16 protein-coding genes and 1 riboswitch are annotated in these 18,249 nt (G+C 69.5%); of the genes, 11 read left to right on the forward strand and 5 right to left on the reverse strand.

The window, feature by feature from the left end:
* Positions 1-113: 113 nt before the first annotated feature.
* Positions 114-1,310: a quinolinate synthase NadA gene (nadA, locus tag ACQPZG_RS25275; RefSeq protein ID WP_433548008.1), complete on the reverse strand. Its 1,197-nt coding sequence runs from the start codon at positions 1,308-1,310 to the stop codon at positions 114-116.
* A gap of 293 nt (positions 1,311-1,603) precedes the next feature.
* On the opposite strand from nadA, the gene ACQPZG_RS25280 reads away from it, so the two are divergent.
* Positions 1,604-1,960, forward strand: a complete 357-nt coding sequence (locus ACQPZG_RS25280) for a HesB/IscA family protein (RefSeq protein WP_185025841.1) — start codon at positions 1,604-1,606, stop codon at positions 1,958-1,960.
* Positions 1,961-2,060: 100 nt separating this feature from the next.
* Here ACQPZG_RS25280 and ACQPZG_RS25285 read toward each other — a convergent pair whose 3' ends face one another.
* Both ACQPZG_RS25285 and ACQPZG_RS25290 read right to left on the reverse strand, forming a co-directional pair.
* Positions 2,061-3,572, reverse strand: coding sequence for a hypothetical protein (locus ACQPZG_RS25285; protein WP_433548009.1), 1,512 nt, complete (start codon positions 3,570-3,572; stop codon positions 2,061-2,063).
* A gap of 158 nt (positions 3,573-3,730) precedes the next feature.
* Positions 3,731-3,949, reverse strand: coding sequence for a hypothetical protein (locus tag ACQPZG_RS25290; RefSeq protein WP_433548010.1), 219 nt, complete (start codon positions 3,947-3,949; stop codon positions 3,731-3,733).
* A 201-nt stretch (positions 3,950-4,150) separates the two neighbouring features.
* Here ACQPZG_RS25290 and ACQPZG_RS25295 point away from each other — a divergent pair, with 201 nt between their 5' ends.
* Positions 4,151-5,125 carry a carbohydrate kinase family protein gene (locus tag ACQPZG_RS25295; protein ID WP_433548011.1) on the forward strand — a complete coding sequence of 325 codons (975 nt, stop codon included), beginning with the start codon at positions 4,151-4,153 and terminating at the stop codon, positions 5,123-5,125.
* A 314-nt stretch (positions 5,126-5,439) separates the two neighbouring features.
* Here the strand turns inward: ACQPZG_RS25295 and ACQPZG_RS25300 are convergent, their stop codons facing one another.
* Positions 5,440-6,894, reverse strand: coding sequence for a cysteine desulfurase/sulfurtransferase TusA family protein (locus tag ACQPZG_RS25300; protein WP_433548012.1), 1,455 nt, complete (start codon positions 6,892-6,894; stop codon positions 5,440-5,442).
* A gap of 289 nt (positions 6,895-7,183) precedes the next feature.
* On the opposite strand from ACQPZG_RS25300, the gene ctaC reads away from it, so the two are divergent.
* The 4 genes from ctaC to ACQPZG_RS25320 all read left to right on the forward strand — a co-directional run bounded on the left by ctaC (position 7,184) and on the right by ACQPZG_RS25320 (position 11,706).
* Positions 7,184-8,182: an aa3-type cytochrome oxidase subunit II gene (gene ctaC / locus ACQPZG_RS25305; RefSeq protein ID WP_433548013.1), complete on the forward strand. Its 999-nt coding sequence runs from the start codon at positions 7,184-7,186 to the stop codon at positions 8,180-8,182.
* Positions 8,179-9,921 carry an aa3-type cytochrome oxidase subunit I gene (gene ctaD, locus ACQPZG_RS25310; RefSeq protein WP_433548014.1) on the forward strand — a complete coding sequence of 581 codons (1,743 nt, stop codon included), beginning with the start codon at positions 8,179-8,181 and terminating at the stop codon, positions 9,919-9,921. Before ctaC ends, ctaD begins: the two co-directional genes overlap by 4 nt.
* The gene (locus ACQPZG_RS25315; RefSeq protein WP_433548015.1) at positions 9,918-10,316 is read left to right on the forward strand and encodes a cytochrome c oxidase subunit 4; all 399 of its coding nucleotides are present in this window, start codon (positions 9,918-9,920) and stop codon (positions 10,314-10,316) included. The genes ctaD and ACQPZG_RS25315 overlap by 4 nt, the downstream gene beginning before the upstream one ends.
* Before the next feature lie 136 nt (positions 10,317-10,452).
* Entirely contained in the window at positions 10,453-11,706 is a 1,254-nt protein-coding gene (locus ACQPZG_RS25320) for an Ig-like domain-containing protein (protein ID WP_433548016.1), read from the forward strand.
* A 100-nt stretch (positions 11,707-11,806) separates the two neighbouring features.
* On the opposite strand, the gene ACQPZG_RS25325 is transcribed toward ACQPZG_RS25320, so the two are convergent.
* Entirely contained in the window at positions 11,807-12,226 is a 420-nt protein-coding gene (locus ACQPZG_RS25325; protein ID WP_433548017.1) for a hypothetical protein, read from the reverse strand.
* A 229-nt stretch (positions 12,227-12,455) separates the two neighbouring features.
* On the opposite strand from ACQPZG_RS25325, the gene ctaE reads away from it, so the two are divergent.
* The 5 genes from ctaE (at position 12,456) to trpD (ending at position 17,867) form a co-directional block, all read left to right on the forward strand.
* Complete coding sequence (gene ctaE, locus ACQPZG_RS25330; RefSeq protein WP_433548018.1) at positions 12,456-13,076, forward strand: aa3-type cytochrome oxidase subunit III; 621 nt, start codon at positions 12,456-12,458, stop codon at positions 13,074-13,076.
* 77 nt (positions 13,077-13,153) lie between these two features.
* Positions 13,154-13,963: a cytochrome bc1 complex diheme cytochrome c subunit gene (gene qcrC, locus ACQPZG_RS25335; RefSeq protein WP_433548019.1), complete on the forward strand. Its 810-nt coding sequence runs from the start codon at positions 13,154-13,156 to the stop codon at positions 13,961-13,963.
* Positions 13,960-15,012: a cytochrome bc1 complex Rieske iron-sulfur subunit gene (gene qcrA, locus ACQPZG_RS25340; RefSeq protein WP_433548020.1), complete on the forward strand. Its 1,053-nt coding sequence runs from the start codon at positions 13,960-13,962 to the stop codon at positions 15,010-15,012. Before qcrC ends, qcrA begins: the two co-directional genes overlap by 4 nt.
* Positions 15,009-16,646: a cytochrome bc1 complex cytochrome b subunit gene (gene qcrB, locus ACQPZG_RS25345; RefSeq protein WP_433548021.1), complete on the forward strand. Its 1,638-nt coding sequence runs from the start codon at positions 15,009-15,011 to the stop codon at positions 16,644-16,646. The genes qcrA and qcrB overlap by 4 nt, the downstream gene beginning before the upstream one ends.
* 156 nt (positions 16,647-16,802) lie before the next feature.
* Positions 16,803-17,867, forward strand: coding sequence for an anthranilate phosphoribosyltransferase (gene trpD, locus ACQPZG_RS25350; RefSeq protein WP_433548022.1), 1,065 nt, complete (start codon positions 16,803-16,805; stop codon positions 17,865-17,867).
* Positions 17,868-17,961: 94 nt separating this feature from the next.
* Positions 17,962-18,079, forward strand: a riboswitch (SAM riboswitch).
* Positions 18,080-18,249 lie beyond the last annotated feature (170 nt).

Consider the following 18,249-nt stretch of genomic DNA (forward strand, 5'->3'; position numbering starts at 1 on the left):
CCGAAGGGGTTCCTGTGTTCCCCGCTGAAGGGCTGACCGTCCTTCTCAGCGAAACTCATCGGTCCCCGTTCCGCGAGAGGAACCGCGGTCCGGCACGGGAGCGTCACGGCCGGTTACGGGAGCGCCAGCATCCTCTCCAGCGCCAGCTTCGCGAAGCTCTCCGTCTCCCGGTCGACCTCGATGCGGTTGACGAGGGTGCCCGCGGCGAGCGACTCCAGGGTCCACACCAGGTGGGGGAGGTCGATGCGGTTCATGGTGGAGCAGAAGCAGACGGTCTTGTCGAGGAAGACGACTTCCTTGTCCGGGTGCGCGTTGGCGAGGCGGCGCACCAGGTTGAGTTCGGTGCCGATCGCCCACTTCGTCCCGGCGGGAGCGGCCTCCAGGGCCTTGATGATGTACTCGGTGGAGCCCACCTCGTCCGCCGCGGCGACGACCTCGTGCTTGCACTCCGGGTGGACCAGGACCCGTACGCCGGGAATCCGGGCCCGGACGTCCTCCACCGACTCCAGCGAGAAGCGGCCGTGCACCGAGCAGTGCCCGCGCCACAGGATCATCTTCGCGTTGCGCAGCTCCTCGACCGTGAGGCCGCCGTTCGGCTTGTGCGGGTTGTAGAGCACGCAGTCGTCCAGCGACATCCCCATGTCGCGGACGGCGGTGTTGCGGCCCAGGTGCTGGTCGGGGAGGAAGAGGACCTTCTCGCCCTGCTCGTACGCCCAGTCCAGGGCCCGCTTGGCGTTGGAGGAGGTGCAGATGGTGCCGCCGTGCTTGCCGGTGAAGGCCTTGATGTCGGCGGAGGAGTTCATGTAGGAGACCGGCACCACGGACTCGGCGACACCCGCCTCCGTCAGCACGTCCCAGCACTCCGCGACCTGTTCGGCCGTCGCCATGTCGGCCATCGAGCAGCCGGCCGCCAGGTCGGGGAGGACGACCTTCTGGTCGTCGGAGGTGAGGATGTCGGCGGACTCGGCCATGAAGTGCACGCCGCAGAAGACGATGTACTCGGCCTCCGGCTTGTTCGCCGCGTCGCGCGCGAGCTTGAAGGAGTCGCCGGTCACATCGGCGAACTGGATGACCTCGTCGCGCTGGTAGTGGTGGCCGAGGACGAAGACCTTGTCCCCGAGCTTCTCCTTCGCGGCGCGGGCGCGCTCCACCAGGTCCGGGTCGGACGGCGAGGGCAGGTCGCCGGGGCACTCCACGCCGCGCTCGCTCCTGGGGTCGGCCTCACGGCCGAGGAGCAGCAGGGCGAGGGGCGACGGCTGGACGTCGAGGTCGACGGCCTGGCGGGGCTGGGCGGTGGTCACGACACGCACCCTTTCTGTTCTGCGATGCGAGAGGGGCCCGTAGGAAGGACAGAGGGCCTTTTCGTCGAATTGACGCTATCTATCATAACTGCTTCACGTCACTTTGACGATGCTGATCTCGTCGATGTGACGAAATTCCCGACGCCGTCCCCCGCGGACACCGGGCGCCCCGACCCGCGTACGCCCCGGCGCCGGTGTGCGAGCATGAAAGAACAAGACACGCACTCAGGCCCGGAATTTCTCCGCGGCCCCGCCGGTTGCAACCGTCGGCAAGCAGTCCGTACAACCCGGGAGAGATGTAGATGTCCGTTCAGGACGACAAGACCACCGTGAGCGACGGCATTCTCCTGTCCGACGCCGCCGCGGCCAAGGTGAAGGCCCTGCTGGAGCAGGAGGGCCGGGACGACCTCGCGCTCCGCGTCGCCGTGCAGCCCGGTGGCTGCTCGGGCCTGCGCTACCAGCTCTTCTTCGACGAGCGCTCGCTCGACGGCGACGTCCTCAAGGACTTCGACGGCGTGAAGGTCGTCACCGACCGGATGAGCGCCCCGTACCTGGGCGGTGCCTCCATCGACTTCGTCGACACCATCGAGAAGCAGGGCTTCACGATCGACAACCCCAACGCCACGGGCTCCTGCGCCTGCGGCGACTCGTTCAACTAGTCCCGCCACAGGGCATGGCGAAGGCGGACGACCCGGGCTCCGGGCCGTCCGCCTTCGCCATGCCCGACGCGTCGAGGACGCGCCTGCCGTACGGGCGGCCTCAGCCCTCCGGCACAGCCTTCCCGTCCTCGCCGAGCACCGCGCGGCCGTCCAGCGGGCCGTCCAGCGTCGCCGTCGCCGTGAGCTTCTTGGCGATGGAGACGCAGATGCGGTCCGGGTGGTGGGTCTCCACGATCCGCACCTTGACGGCCCTGCCGTCCTCGGTCGCCTCCGCCGTGTACGTGCTGCACACCCCGCCCCAGAAGCTGAGCGTCAGCTTCCTGCCGTCCGCCCGGTACGACTCCAGGTGGCGGTGGAGTGCGCTGCGACCGTCCCCAGGACCGGTCCGTGCCGTGCTCACCGGCGGGGCCGGCGTCTTCAGGAACTTCGGCTCCACCGCCGGGTAGGTCACCGTGTACGGCTTCTCGTCACCGATCGGCCGTACCCGGAACAGCCAGGAAGGCACCAGCATCCGCTGCCCGTCCGCGTACTGGGCCGCCAGCCCGAAGACCGCGGAGTCGACCGTCACCGTCCGCTGCGGCACCTGCCGGGGCTCGCACGGCAGGATCTTCCCCAGCCCCGGAGCCGGGTCCGCACCCTCACCCGGAGCCACGGGCTCCACCCGGCCCCTGTCCTTCTCCACGGGCACCGGGGTCGCGCAGCCGCCGATGTCCGGCAGCGCGCCGCTCCGCCCCGAGTCGTTGAGCAGGCCCAGCGCCTCCTCGGCCCCGACCACCGGGTACTCGGCGCCCTTGGTCAGGCCCTTCAACTGGCCGCTGCCGCCCACCACTCGGCCGTCCGGCCCGACCGGAACGCCGGTCATCCAGCCGTACGTGGGCAATCCGCCGACCACCGGATCCGCGTTCACCACCCGGGCACCGCCCAGCACCTGGCTCGCGTCCAGCTCCGCGCCGCCGATCCCCAAGGCATGCAGCACCGGCGCGGCGGCCTTCTTCGCCGTCTCCTCGCTCACCGGCGTCCCCGGGGCGCACTGCTTCCCCCGGACGCAGTCGACGCTGCCCTCGGCGCTCGTATGCCGCGCGAAGGTCCAGGCGCCCGGCGCGCGCTCGTTCACCCGCAACTGCGGGCCCGAACCGTCCGCCACCGCACCGACCACCCACGCCCCGCCCGCGCGCTTCGGCGCGTCCGTCAGGCCCAGGGCCCGCGCCAGCCGGCGGACCTCGTCCTCCGACACCAGGCCCTGCGCCCGGTGCACGGCGGCGCTGTCCGGCCCGTCCGGGAGGGCCCCGGCCGCCCGGTAGACCACCCGGCCGCCGAAACCGCCGTGCGGGTCCGGCTCGCCCGGCGCGATCCCGGGCCCGCTGCCGGACGGCGAGGGCCCGGTGCCCCGCGCGGCCACGCCTCCGGCATCCGCGTCGGTGTGTCCGTCCAGGGACAGCGGCGGGGGAGCACCACCGGGCCCCCGCGGGTCGCCCGCTCCGTCACCGCCGGCCGAGGCCGCCCAGTACGCGCCCCCTCCGCCGACCAGCAGCACCGCGCCGGCCACCGAGGCGACGGCCAGCGGGGAACGCCGCCGACGGGGGGTGCGTTGCGTGTCCTGCGAGCTGCTCACCGGATCGCTCCTTCGCCTGCGCCGCGCACGGCGCCCGATTGCGACTGCCCCCTGCGCGGGAGGCACCGGTGGGACGGCCCCGGCGCGCTTCCGGTTCCGTACGCCCGCGCGTCAGAACGCCGAGGGCACGCCCCGGGCGTCGCACCCGCGCCGCGCGCTCACGCTCCGTACTCCGGCATCGCACCCACCAGCCGCGCGGACGCCGACGGCACCACCACCCCGTGGATCAACGTCGCCGGAACGCGCTCGGCCACCGCGGCAGGCACCGCCCAGTGCGCCACCATGCGCGCACAGTCCCCCTGCAACTGGGCCCACCCGCCGTCCAGTTCGGACCTGGCGGCGGTACGGACGGGGATCGTGACGCTGTGCTTCGACATTGGAGCAACTCCCGTACTCAAGGGGCCGCGTGAACCGCGAGAACCCCGGTCTCCTCGCACCGTATGCACCTGCGACCTCAGCAAAAAAGCCCTACTATCGGGTAGTTTTGCCTCTTCGGACCGCGGGCGCGACCCGGTAGTTTGGGCTGTCGCATCGTTCTCGTCAGTCTTCCCACCATCCCCACAGGGAGCAGCCCCGCCGTGCGTATCGCAGTCACCGGCTCCATCGCCACCGACCACCTCATGACCTTCCCCGGCCGTTTCGCCGACCAACTGGTCGCGGAGCAGCTGCACACGGTCTCCCTCTCCTTCCTCGTCGACAACCTCGACGTACGGCGCGGCGGCGTCGGCGCGAACATCTGCTTCGGCATGGGCCAGCTCGGCACCAAGCCGATCCTGGTCGGCGCGGCCGGCTCGGACTTCGACGAGTACCGCGCCTGGCTCGACCGGCACGGCGTCGACACTGCTTCGGTCCGCATCTCCGAGGTCCTGCACACCGCCCGCTTCGTGTGCACCACGGACGCCGACCACAACCAGATCGGCTCCTTCTACACGGGCGCGATGAGCGAGGCCCGGCAGATCGAGCTCAAGTCCGTCGCGGACCGGGTGGGCGGTCTGGACCTGGTCCTGATCGGCGCGGACGACCCCGAGGCGATGCTCCGCCACACGGAGGAGTGCCGCTCGCGCTCCATCCCCTTCGCCGCGGACTTCTCGCAGCAGATCGCCCGGATGTCCGGCGACGACATCCGCACGCTGCTCGAAGGCGCCACGTACCTGTTCTCCAACGAGTACGAGAAGGGCCTCATCGAGTCGAAGACCGGCTGGACCGACGCCGAGATCCTGGCCAAGGTCGGCCACCGCGTCACCACGCTGGGCTCGCGCGGCGTGCGCATCGAGAAGCTCGGCCTCGACACCGTCGAGGTGGGCTGCGCGGAGGAGGAGGCGAAGGTCGACCCGACCGGCGTGGGCGACGCGTTCCGCGCGGGCTTCCTCTCGGGCCTGGCCTGGGGCGTCAACCACGAGCGCGCCGCGCAGATCGGCTGCATGCTGGCCACCCTGGTCATCGAGACCCTCGGCACCCAGGAGTACACCCTGAGCCGTGCGGGCTTCATGGACCGCTTCACGAAGGCATACGGCCACGAGGCCGCAGCCGAGGTCCGCACCCACCTGGTCTGACGCCCACCCCGCACCCCTTCCACGGGGCGGCCCCACGTCAGCCCGCTTGGGCGGCGGGGCCGCCCCCGGGGGCGCGGGGGTGCCTCCCTGCACGAGCGAAGCCGAGTGCTTGGGGGAGGGCGGGCAAGGGGGCGGCTCCCACCGGACGGTGCCCCCGGCCCCCACCGGACGGTGCCCCCGGCCCCCACCGGACGGTGCCCCCGGCCCCCACCGGACGCGCCCCCCTCGCCTTCCACCGGACGCGCACCCCCTCGGCCCCACCCCGGATGCGCTCCCCATAACCCCCCGGAACCCCCGGACGCACCCTTCCGCCCCTACGACACCCTCCGCACCACGTACGCCACCCCCCTCTCCCGCACTTCCTCGCCCACGTACTCCTGCCCCCGCATCCCGCACCACGCCGGAATGTCCAGACGGGCCGCCGCGTCGTCGGCGAGGACGGTCACCGTCCCCCCGACCGGCACGTCCCCGATCACCTTCGCCAGCTCGATCACCGGAATCGGGCACCGCTTCCCGAGCGCGTCCACAGTGACAGCCCCGGCCGCCGCCGCCGCAGCAGCCGTATCCGCAGCCGCCGCCGCACCCGCACTCGTACCAGCCCCCGCCTCCGCCTCCGCCCCCGTGCGCGGCGCGCCCGGCCCCGGAGCGCCCAGCTCCCCCCGCACTCCCTCCACCACCCCCGGCAGCACTTCCAGGAACCTCTCCACGTCCTCCGCCGCCGTCCCCAGCGGCAGCGACACCCGCACGTTCCCCTCCGACAGCACCCCCATCGCCCGCAGCACATGGCTCGGCGTCAGCGTGCTGCTCGTGCACGAGGAGCCGGAGGAGACCGAGAACCCGGCCCCGTCCAGCGCGTGCAGCAGACTCTCCCCGTCGACGTACAGACAGGAGAAGGTCACCAGGTGCGGCAGCCGCCGCACCGCGTCCCCCACCACCTCCACGTCCGCCACCGACTCCGCGACCCGCGCCCGGATCCGCTCCACCAGCTCCCGCAACCGTGCCGCCTCCGCCTGCGCCTCGGCCCGCACCGCTCGCAGCGAAGCCGCCGCCGCGACCACCGCGGGCAGATTGACGAAGCCGGGGGAGCGGCCCTGCTCCCGCTCGTCCGCCGCCCCCCGCGGCGCGAACCTCACTCCCTTGCGGACGACCAGCAGTCCGACCCCCGCCGGCCCTCCCCACTTGTGCGCGCTCGCCGTGAGCAGCGACCACTCGCCGTCCACCCGGCCCCACCCCAGCGACTGCGCGGCGTCCACCAGGAGCGGCACACCCGCCCGCTGGCACTGCTGTGCGACTTTGGCCACCGGCTGCTCGGTTCCGACCTCGTGATTGGCGGACTGCAGGCACGCCAGCGCGGTGTCGGCGCGCAGCGCCCCCGCGAAGTCCCCGACGGCCACCGCGCCCAGCCGCCCGACGCCGACCTCGGTCACCGACCCGCCGTCCGCCGCGTGGGCGGCGGCCGAATGGAGTACGGAGGAGTGCTCGACGGCGGAGGTCACCAGATGACGGCCGACACGCCGACGCGCCGCGAGGGCCCCGGCAATTCCGGTGTGCACCGCGTGGGTTCCCGAAGGAGTGAAAACCAGTTCGTCGGGGCGGCAGCCGACGGCCTCGGCGGCGGCCTCCCGGGCGGCGTCGAGGAGCACCCTGGCCCGGCGCCCCTCGCGGTACAGCCGGGCGGGATCGGCCCACCCCTCGTCCAGGGAGGCAAGCAGCGCCTGGTGGGCGACGGGGTGCAGGGGAGCGGCGGAGGCGGCGTCGAAGTAGGGCACCGGGCCACGCTAGCCGCCGCCCGCGCCCCGGCCGGTACGCCCATCGGGGAAGGGAGCGTCAGATGCCGGGCGGAGGCGAGGGTTCCGCGGGGAACCCGTCGCGCGGCCACCCCTTCGGGGAGGGGTGCGGCGCGTTGGGCACCCTCCCCGCGCGACCCCAAATAGCGTCCAGTAGGGTTTGGTCCGCATAAACATCCAAACCCCTGCCCGCGTCAGGGCCGGCGACCGACCAGTCAGATGGCCGCAGCCACCACTACACGCGCGGGCGAGACTCTCGGGAAGGCGCTACGTGAGTCCCAACGGCTCCGACCGCTCGTCGCGGCGCCCGATGCGGCGGAAGCTGCTCCAGGTGCTGACCGCGGGCGTGGTCCTGGCGACCGCCTCTGGTTGCTCGTACACATGGGAGGACTTCCCCCGTCTGGGGATGCCCACCCCGGTAACGGAAGAGGCGCCGCGGATCCTCTCCCTCTGGCAGGGCTCGTGGGCGGCAGCGCTCGTCACGGGCGTGCTGGTGTGGGGCTTGATCCTGTGGAGTGTCATCTTCCACAGGCGCAGCCGCACCAAGGTCGAGGTACCACCGCAGACTCGTTACAACATGCCCATCGAGGCGTTGTACACGGTCGCCCCGCTCATCATCGTCTCGGTGCTGTTCTACTTCACCGCCCGGGACGAGACGAAGCTCCTGCATCTCGACGAAAAGCCGACCCACACGATCAACGTGGTCGGCTACCAGTGGAGCTGGGGCTTCAACTACGTCGAGGACGTGGACGGCAACAAGTCCACCGGTCCGCAGACCGACCCCAAGACCCAGCAGAAGACCGGGGTTCCGAAGGAACTCGACGCGGTTCCGGACAGGTTCACCAAGCAGTTCCCGGACGGCGCCGAGGGCGTCTACGACTACGGCATCCCCGGAACCCGCAACCCGGAGAACAACAACCCCGGCCCCACGCTGGTGCTGCCGAAGGGTGAGAGGGTCCGGTTCGTCCTCACTTCGCGCGATGTCATCCACTCCTTCTGGGTGGTGCCGTTCCTGATGAAGCAGGACGTGATCCCCGGCCACACCAACGCCTTCGAGGTGACTCCCTCCAAGGAGGGCATCTTCATGGGCAAGTGCGCCGAACTCTGCGGCGTGGACCACTCCCGGATGCTCTTCAACGTCAAGGTCGTTTCCCCCGAGGAGTACAAGCAGCACCTCAAGGACCTGGCGGCCAAGGGCCAGACCGGCTACATCCCGGCCGGCATCGCCCAGACCGACCCGGCCCGGAATGCGGAGACGAACAAACTGTGAGCATCCTCAACGAACCCAAGGGTGCCGCGGCAGCAATCGACTCGTCCGAGAACGAGCTGCCCGTGCGGCGCAAGGAGCCGGGAAACATTGTGATCAAGTGGCTCACCACCACTGACCACAAGACGATCGGCTCGATGTACCTCATCACGTCGTTCGTGTTCTTCATCATCGGTGGCGTGATGGCGCTCTTCATGCGCGCCGAACTCGCTCGTCCCGGCACGCAGCTCATGTCGAACGAGCAGTTCAACCAGGCGTTCACGATGCACGGCACGATCATGCTGCTGATGTTCGCGACGCCGCTGTTCGCCGGATTCGCGAACTGGATCATGCCGCTGCAGATCGGCGCGCCCGACGTGGCGTTCCCGCGGCTGAACATGTTCGCGTACTGGCTGTACCTCTTCGGCTCGATCATCGCGGTGGCGGGCTTCCTCACCCCGCAGGGTGCGGCCGACTTCGGCTGGTTCGCCTACTCCCCGCTGTCGGACGCGGTCCGTTCGCCGGGTGTCGGCGCCGACATGTGGATCATGGGTCTGGCCTTCTCCGGCTTCGGCACGATCCTCGGCTCGGTCAACTTCATCACCACGATCATCTGCATGCGCGCGCCCGGCATGACGATGTTCCGCATGCCGATCTTCACCTGGAACGTGCTGCTGACCGGTGTACTGGTCCTGCTCGCCTTCCCGGTGCTGGCGGCCGCGCTGTTCGCCCTGGAGGCGGACCGTAAATTCGGCGCCCACATCTTCGACGCCTCCAACGGCGGCGCGATTCTGTGGCAGCACCTCTTCTGGTTCTTCGGACACCCAGAGGTGTACATCATCGCGTTGCCGTTCTTCGGAATCATTTCCGAGGTCATTCCGGTCTTCAGCCGCAAGCCGATGTTCGGCTACATCGGTCTGATCGCCGCGACCATCGCGATCGCCGGCCTCTCGGTCACCGTCTGGGCCCACCACATGTATGTGACGGGCGGCGTGCTGTTGCCGTTCTTCTCGTTCATGACGTTCCTCATCGCAGTGCCCACCGGTGTGAAGTTCTTCAACTGGATCGGCACGATGTGGAAGGGCTCACTGTCCTTCGAGACCCCGATGCTCTGGGCCGTCGGCTTCCTGATCACCTTCACCTTCGGTGGTCTGACCGGCGTCATCCTGGCCTCGCCCCCGATGGACTTCCACGTCTCGGACTCGTACTTCGTCGTCGCGCACTTCCACTACGTCATCTTCGGCACCGTGGTCTTCGCGATGTTCTCCGGCTTCCACTTCTGGTGGCCGAAGTTCACCGGCAAGATGCTGGACGAGCGGCTCGGCAAGATCACCTTCTGGACGCTGTTCGTGGGCTTCCACGGCACGTTCCTGGTGCAGCACTGGCTCGGTGCCGAGGGCATGCCGCGTCGTTACGCGGACTACCTCGCGGCCGACGGCTTCACCGCGCTGAACACGATCTCGACCATCAGCTCGTTCCTGCTGGGCCTGTCGATGCTCCCGTTCTTCTACAACGTGTGGAAGACCGCGAAGTACGGCAAGAAGATCGAGGTCGACGACCCCTGGGGCTACGGCCGTTCGCTCGAATGGGCGACGTCCTGCCCGCCGCCGCGGCACAACTTCCTCACGCTGCCGCGCATCCGGTCCGAATCCCCGGCGTTCGACCTGCACCACCCGGAGATCTCGGCCATCGACCAGCTCGAAAACCACCGTGACAACGGCATCGAGCAGCTCGCCCTCAGCGCGAAGGAGACGGGCAAGTGAAGATCCAAGGCTGGCTGTTCATCTGGCTGAGCGTTTTCATCCTGATCATGGCCGGCGTGTACGGCGTGTGGTCGAAGGAGCCCGCGGGCACCACGGCGCTCTTCCTGGCCTTCGGGCTGGCCCTGATGATCGGCTTCTACCTGGCCTTCACGGCCAAGCGGGTCGACTCGATGGCCCAGGACAACAAACAGGCCGACGTCGCGGACGAGGCCGGCGAGCTGGGCTTCTTCGCCCCGCACAGCTGGCAGCCGCTCTCGCTGGCCATCGGCGGCGCCTTCGCCTTCCTCGCGGTCGCGATGGGCTGGTGGCTGCTGTTCTTCTCGCTGCCGCTGATCCTGGTCGGCCTGTTCGGCTGGGTCTTCGAGTTCTACCGCGGTGAGAACCGCACCCAGTAGGACCGCTGCCGGCAACGGCACCTCGTGAGGGGCTCGGCCACCTGAGAACGATCAGGTGGCCGAGCCCCTCATTCGTTTGCAGTCACTTGAGCACGTCCAACGCGCTCGAACTGACGATGCTTCATATCGTGTGATCATGAGCCACGCACCTCGAAGCCGGACGGTCCTGAGCTGCACCCTGCTGATCGCCTCCCTCGGGGCGGGACTGACCGGATGCGGCGAGCCCCGGGTCACCTCGCTGTCCGCGAAGCCGTACGACGCGGCGCGGCAGGTCTCCTTCAACGGCAAGCCCGGCAGCACCGACGCCGACCCGGAGAAGCCCCTTGAGGTGACGGTCGCGGCCGACGAGGCCAGGATCACCGACGTCATCGCCGCGGACGCCGCAGGACGCCAGGTGGCGGGCGAACTCGCCGCCGACGGGTCCCGCTGGCACTCCACCGCTCCGCTGGCCGCAGGGGCCGACTACACGGTCCGCGTCGCCACCGAGGACCGCGGCGGCGCCCCCGGGGTGCGCAGGCTCGGCTTCCGGACCGCCCCGGGCAAGAAGAAGCTGGAGGTCGCCTTCGGTCCCGGGGCGGGCAAGTACGGCGTGGGGCAGCCCCTCACCGCCGAACTCAGCGCCCCGGTGAAGGACCCGCGCGCCCGAGCGGTCGTGGAGCGCGCCCTGAAGGTCGACTCCAAGCCGTCCGTCGAGGGTTCCTGGTACTGGGTGGAGGACAAGCTCCTGCACTACCGTCCGCGCGCCTACTGGCCCACGGGAGCCATCGTCAGGGCGCACAGCACCCTGGAGGGCATCAAGGTCGCCAAGGACCTGTACGGGACCGCCACGGCCCCCCTGAAGATCACCATCGGCGACAGGATCGAGGCCATCACGGACGCGTCGTCGCACTACATGACGGTCAAGCGCAACGGAGAGGTGATCAACACCATTCCGGTGACCATGGGCAAGCGCGGCTTCTCCACGCGCAACGGCGTCAAGGTCGTACTGGGCAAGGAGTACTTCGTACGCATGCGCGGCACGAGCATCGGCATCCCGCGCGGCACCAGCGACTCGTACGACCTGCCGGTCTACTACGCGACCCGGGTCACCTGGAGCGGCGAGTACGTGCACGCCGCGCCCTGGTCGGTCGGCTCACAGGGGAACGCGAACGTCAGCCACGGCTGCACGGGCATGTCCACCGGCAACGCGAGCTGGTTCTACGAGACGGTCCGCGCCGGCGACATCGTCAAGGTCGTGGGCAGCTGGGGCGCCACCATGGACCCCTTCGGCAACGGCTTCGGCGACTGGAACGTGCCCTGGAAGAAGTGGCGCAAGGGCAGCGCCCTGCTCGCCTCCACCGAGGAGCAGCGCGACCGGGTCCACGCCCCCCGGCTGCGCCCCCGGGTCTGAGGGCGGGCCACAGGGAGCGCGGCGGCGGCGCGTGGCGTCCGGGTCCGCACGCCGTGTCCCCGGGCCGCGCGCGGCGGCCCGGGGGCCGTACGACGGGGTGTCAGGCCCGCACGGAAGGGGTGCGGTCCGTGCGGCGGCTGCGCAGCAGCGCGGCCAGCGAGGCGGCGAAGCCCACCGGCTCGACGGGCAGCGTCACCGCGGCCTCCGCGCGGCTCCAGGTGGCCAGCCAGGCGTCCTGCGGGCGTCCCATGAGCAGCAGCACGGGCGGGCAGTCGAAGACCTCGTCCTTGATCTGCCGGCAGACGCCCATGCCGCCGGCCGGGACGCTCTCGCCGTCCAGGACGCACACGTCGACACCGCCCGCGTCCAGCGCCTTCAGTACGGCGGGCAGCGTGGCGCACTCCAGGAACTCGACCGGCGGTACGTCGGCGGCCGGCCTGCGACCGGCGGCGAGCCTCACCTGTTCGCGGGTGTTGGCGTCGTCGCTGTAGACCAGCACCGTGGCGGTCGGCTGCTGCATGGTTCCTCCGTGACGTCCGGTTTCGCGGTGAACTGCGCGGTGTTCTCGGGGTTTTCAGGACAGTGCAGCGGGCCGGTCGGGCTCGCTCCGATGCGCGGATGCTACTCCGTCGGCCGCCCCCGCCACACCGCTTCGCACCGCTCTTCGATGGGCCGTTCGGGCAGGACACACCCTCTTGACACTCCGAACGGCACCCCCCGGGGTGAGGGCGGGATAAGCGACCGACATAATGTCGGTCGTGGCGACAGCAACGACAGTAGATACCGGGCACGCGCACCCCTCGGTCAATCGGCCGAACCTCGTCAGCGTCGGAACCATCATCTGGTTGAGTTCCGAGCTGATGTTCTTCGCGGCCCTCTTCGCGATGTACTTCACCCTGCGATCGGTGACCGGTCCCGAGTTCTGGACGGAAAAGGCCTCGGCCTTGGACTTCCCGTTCGCGTTGGCCAACACCTCGATCCTGGTGCTCTCCTCCGTCACCTGCCAGCTCGGCGTCTTCGCCGCGGAGCGGGGCGATGTGAAGAAGCTCAGGACCTGGTTCATCATCACGTTCGTGATGGGTGCGATCTTCATTGGCGGCCAGGTGTACGAGTACACCGCACTGGTCAAGCACGCGGGCCTCTCGCTCTCGTCGGACCCGTACGGTTCGGTGTTCTACCTGACGACCGGATTCCACGGACTGCACGTGACAGGCGGACTCATCGCCTTCCTGCTGGTCCTGGGTCGGACGTATGCCGCCAAGAGATTCACTCACGAGCAGGCGACAGCCGCCATCGTCGTGTCCTACTACTGGCACTTCGTCGATGTCGTCTGGATCGGCCTGTTCGCCACGATCTACATGATCAAGTAACCCGGCTCCACGAGACCGGGCCCGAGCCCGCAACACTTCCCGCATCGACGCAGAAGATCCTGACACCGGGGTAATCCGTGAAAAAGCTCTCCGCACGACGACGCCATCCGCTGGCGGCGGTCGTCGTCCTACTCCTCGCGCTGGCGGCCACTGGGGGGCTGTACGCCGCGTTTGCGCCTGCGGGCAAGGCGCAGGCCGACGAGACCGCCCAGTCCCTCGCCATTGAGGAGGGCAAGAAGCTCTACGCCGTTGGCTGCGCAAGCTGCCACGGAACCGGCGGTCAGGGCACCACTGACGGTCCCTCCCTGGTGGGAGTGGGCTCCGCCGCAGTGGACTTCCAGGTCGGCACCGGCCGCATGCCGGCGCAGCAGCCCGGCGCACAGGTGCCGAAGAAGAAGGTCATCTACACGCAGGCGCAGATCGATCAGCTCGCCGCGTACGTGGCCTCTCTCGGCGCCGGTCCCATCACGCCGACCGAAAGCCAGACCAACCCCGAAGGCGCCGACATCGGCAGGGGTGGCGAACTGTTCCGCACCAACTGCGCGCAGTGCCACAACTTCACCGGTGAGGGCGGCGCCCTGACCCACGGCAAGTACGCTCCGCCTCTGACGGACGTCTCGCCGAAGCACATCTACGAGGCCATGCAGACCGGCCCGCAGAACATGCCCTCCTTCCCGGACAGCACCATGCCGGAGAAGGAGAAGAAGGACATCATCGCGTACGTCAAGGCCGTGAACGGCGAAGAGACCCCGAGCCCCGGCGGCTTCGGACTGGGCAATCTCGGCCCGGTCAGTGAAGGTCTGTTCGCCTGGATCTTCGGTCTGGGTGCGCTCGTCGCAGTCGCCGTCTGGGTCGCGGCCCACACCGCTAAGGCCAAGAAGTCATGAGTAGCCAAGAGAATCCAGAAGAGCCCCTGCCTGCTGAGCGGGGCGACGCGCACGGAGAGGTGGCGCGCGCCGACGATCCGTTCGCGGACCCGGGCCTGCCGCCGCACAAGCCGCGCATCCAGGACATCGACGAGCGCGCCGCCAAGCGGTCCGAGCGTGTGGTCGCGTTCCTGTTCACGCTGTCCATGCTGGCCACGGTCGGTTTCATCGCCTCCTTCGTGGCGTTCCCGATCGACCAGATCGTGTACGTCTGGCCGCTGGGCCACGTGAGCGCGCTGAACCTCTCCCTGGGCATGACCCTGGGCATCGCCCTCTTCTGCATCGGCGCGGGCGCGGTCCACTGGGCCCGCACCCTGATGTCCGACGTGGAGGTCGCCGACGAGCGCCACCCGATCTCGGCCACGCCCGAGGTCAAGGCCAAGGTCATGGCCGACTTCAAGGCAGGCGCCCAGGAGTCCGCGATCGGCCGTCGCAAGCTGATCCGCACCACGATGTTCGGCGCACTGGCCCTGGTGCCGCTGTCCGGTGTCGTACTGCTGCGCGACCTCGGTCCGCTGCCGGAGAAGAGGCTCCGCACGACGTCCTGGGCGAAGGGCAAGCTGCTCATCAACCAGAACACGATGGAGCCGCTGCGTGCGGAGGACGTCGTCGTGGGCTCGCTCACCTTCGCCATGCCGGAAGGCCTGAAGGAGGACGACCACGACTTCAACACGAAGATCGCCAAGGACGCCTTGATGATCGTCCGCATCCAGCCGGACGAGATCAAGGACAAGAAGCAGCGCGAGTGGGCGCACGAGGGCATCGTCGCGTACTCCAAGATCTGCACCCACGTGGGTTGTCCGATCAGCCTGTACGAGCAGCAGACGCACCACGTCCTCTGCCCGTGCCACCAGTCCACCTTCGACCTCTCCGACGGCGCCCGCGTCATCTTCGGCCCCGCCGGTCACGCACTCCCGCAGCTGCGTATCGGCGTGAACGGCGAGGGTTACCTCGAAGCGCTGGGCGACTTCGACGAGCCCGTCGGTCCTTCGTTCTGGGAGCGCGGATGAGTACTGCGACGACTACCGAATCCACGCCGCAGCAGAAGGCCCCCGCCGGTGAGCGGGTCGCCGACTGGGCGGACGGCCGGCTGGGGATCTACTCCCTCGCCAAGGCCAACATGCGCAAGATCTTTCCGGACCACTGGTCCTTCATGCTCGGCGAGATCTGCATGTACAGCTTCCTCATCATCATCCTCACGGGTGTGTACCTGACGCTGTTCTTCCACCCGTCGATGAACGAGATCGTGTACCACGGCTCGTACGCGCCGATGCACGGCATCCGCATGACGGAGGCCTACGCGTCGACGCTGGACATCAGCTTCGACGTCCGCGGCGGTCTGCTGATCCGGCAGATCCACCACTGGGCCGCGCTGATCTTCCTCGCGGCGATGTTCGTGCACATGATGCGCGTCTTCTTCACGGGTGCCTTCCGCAAGCCGCGCGAGGTCAACTGGCTGTTCGGCTTCCTGCTGTTCGTCCTGGGCATGTTCACCGGTTTCACCGGCTACTCGCTCCCGGACGACCTGCTGTCGGGCACCGGTGTCCGCTTCACGCAGGGCGCGATCCTGTCCGTGCCGGTCGTCGGCACGTACATCTCGATGTTCCTGTTCGGCGGCGAGTTCCCCGGCCACGACATGGTCGCCAGGTTCTACTCGGTCCACATCCTGCTGTTGCCGGGCATCATGCTCGGCCTGATGGTGGCCCACCTGATCCTGGTCTTCTACCACAAGCACACACAGTTCGCGGGCCCCGGCCGCACGAACAACAACGTCGTCGGCATGCCGCTGCTGCCCGTCTACATGGCCAAGGCCGGAGGCTTCTTCTTCCTGGTCTTCGGTGTCATCGCGATGATCTCGGCGCTGTTCACGATCAACCCGGTGTGGGCGCTCGGCCCGTACCGTCCGGACCAGGTGTCCACCGGCGCCCAGCCCGACTGGTACATGGGCTTCGCCGAGGGTCTGGTGCGTGTCATGCCGGGCTGGGAGATCAACCTCTGGGGTCACACGCTGGCCCTGGGCGTGTTCATCCCGCTGACGCTCTTCGGTCTGATCCTCGCCGTCATCGCGGTGTGGCCCTTCCTGGAGTCCTGGGTCACCGGGGACAAGCGCGAGCACCACATCGCGCAGCGCCCCCGCAACAGCCCGACCCGCACCGGCTTCGGCGTCGCCTGGATCACGGTCTACTTCATCGGCCTCGTCGGCGGTGGAAACGACCTGTGGGCCACGCACTTCCACCTGTCGATCAACTCGATCACCTGGTTCGTGCGCATCGGCTTCTTCGCCGGTCCGGTCCTGGCGTTCATCATCACCAAGCGGATCTGCATGGGTCTCCAGCGCAGGGACGCCGAGAAGGTGCTGCACGGACGCGAGTCCGGCATCATCAAGCGGCTGCCGCACGGTGAGTTCGTCGAGATCCACGAGCCGCTCGGCCAGGACCAGCTGCACACGCTCACGGCGCACGAGCAGTACGCGCCGGCCGAGATCGGTCCCTCCGTGGACGAGAACGGCGTCGAGCGCAAGGTGGGACCGACCCAGAAGCTGCGCGCCAAGCTCAGCAAGGGCATGTACGGCGAGGGCAACCAGGTTCCCAAGCCCACCGCCGAGGAGTACAAGGAGATCACCAGCGGCCACGGCCACCACTGATCCCCGGCCGGGCCGCGCCCGCGGCCCGGAACTGTTCGCCACAGCAGGAGCCCCGTCCGACGTACGGACGGGGCTCTTCGCTGTCCCCGGGGCTGGATAGGGTGGGGCCCACCCCTATCGGCAGCCTTGACCGGCTCGTGGACCCTGGAGCGGACCATGAACATGGTGACCCCCGTTGGCGGCGACAGCGTGGCGGCCCGCGGCTGGCCGGGCATTCTCAACCCTCTGTTGCGCGGTGAGCACCTCGGTGCCGACGACACCGCCTGGGCCATGGACCGCATCATGAGCGGCGAGGCCACCGACGCGCAGATCGCCGGCTTCGCGGTCGCGCTGCGCGCCAAGGGCGAGACCGTCGAGGAGGTGACGGGGCTGGTACGGGCGATGTACGCGCACGCCCGGACCATCGAGGTGCCGGGCCCCAGTGTCGACATCGTCGGCACCGGCGGCGATCTGGCGAAGACCGTCAACATCTCCACCATGTCCGCGATCGTCATCGCCGGGACGGGCGCGAAGGTCGTCAAGCACGGCAACCGGGCCGCCTCCTCCGCCAGCGGCTCCTCCGACGTGCTGGAGAAACTGGGCGTCAACCTCGACCTGACGCCGCAGCGGGTCGCGGAGGTCGCCGAGGAGGCCGGCATCACCTTCTGCTTCGCGGTGAAGTTCCACCCCGCGCTGCGGTACGCCGCCAAGGCCCGCAGGGAGCTGGGCGCGCAGACCACCTTCAACATCCTGGGCCCGCTCACCAACCCGGCCCGGGTGCGCGCCCAGGCCGTCGGCGTCGCCGACGCGAGGATGGCGCCGATCGTGGCGGGCGTCCTGGCCGAGCGGGGGAACTCCGCGCTCGTCTTCCGCGGCGACGACGGGCTGGACGAGCTCACCACCACCGCGACGTCCCGGGTGTGGGTCGTGCGCGACGGGGCCGTCCACGAGGAGCCCTTCGACCCGCGCGACGTCGGGCTGGAGATCGTCCCCGTGGAGGCGCTGCGGGGCGCGGACGCGTCGTACAACGCGGAGGTGGCACGCCGGCTGCTGGCGGGCGAGAAGGGCCCCGTGCGGGACGCGGTGCTGCTCAACACGGCCGCGGCGCTGGTGGCCCTGGGCCCCGGCGGCGGCTCGCTGAGCGAGGAGATCGCCGCCGGGATCGAGCGGGCCGAACAGTCCCTGGACTCCGGCGCCGCCCAGCGGGCGCTGGAGCGGTGGGTGGCGGCCAGCAACGCCTGACCCGCCGCGCCCCGGACGCGGAGCGCGGTCCGTTCGTCTCGACGAGCGGACCGCGCTCTTGCGCGTCGTGGATCGTGTGGCAAGATGCTGCACAGGTCATGAGTGACAGCGACTACGGCCCCGGCCCGCTGTCCGGCAACCCTCCGTCCGTGGCGGGGTGCCCCGGGTGAAGACCAGGTCGTAGGCAGCGAGGTCTACGGCAAGCGCGGACCCCTGCGCACTCCTTCGGAGTGGCGCGCCCCTGGGGTCCTGGTCCTCAAGGGAGCAGTCTCGTGAGCAAGCGAATGCGATAGGGCCCTTCGGCCCCGTTCCACCTTCACCACCTCCGTGCGGCCCTGTGACGGCCGTGCGTCGAGGCAACTCCCGTACGCCGCACGGCACA

The organism is Streptomyces sp. CA-294286 (assembly GCF_050947155.1).
In the GTDB taxonomy this organism is placed as follows: Bacteria; Actinomycetota; Actinomycetes; order Streptomycetales; family Streptomycetaceae; genus Streptomyces.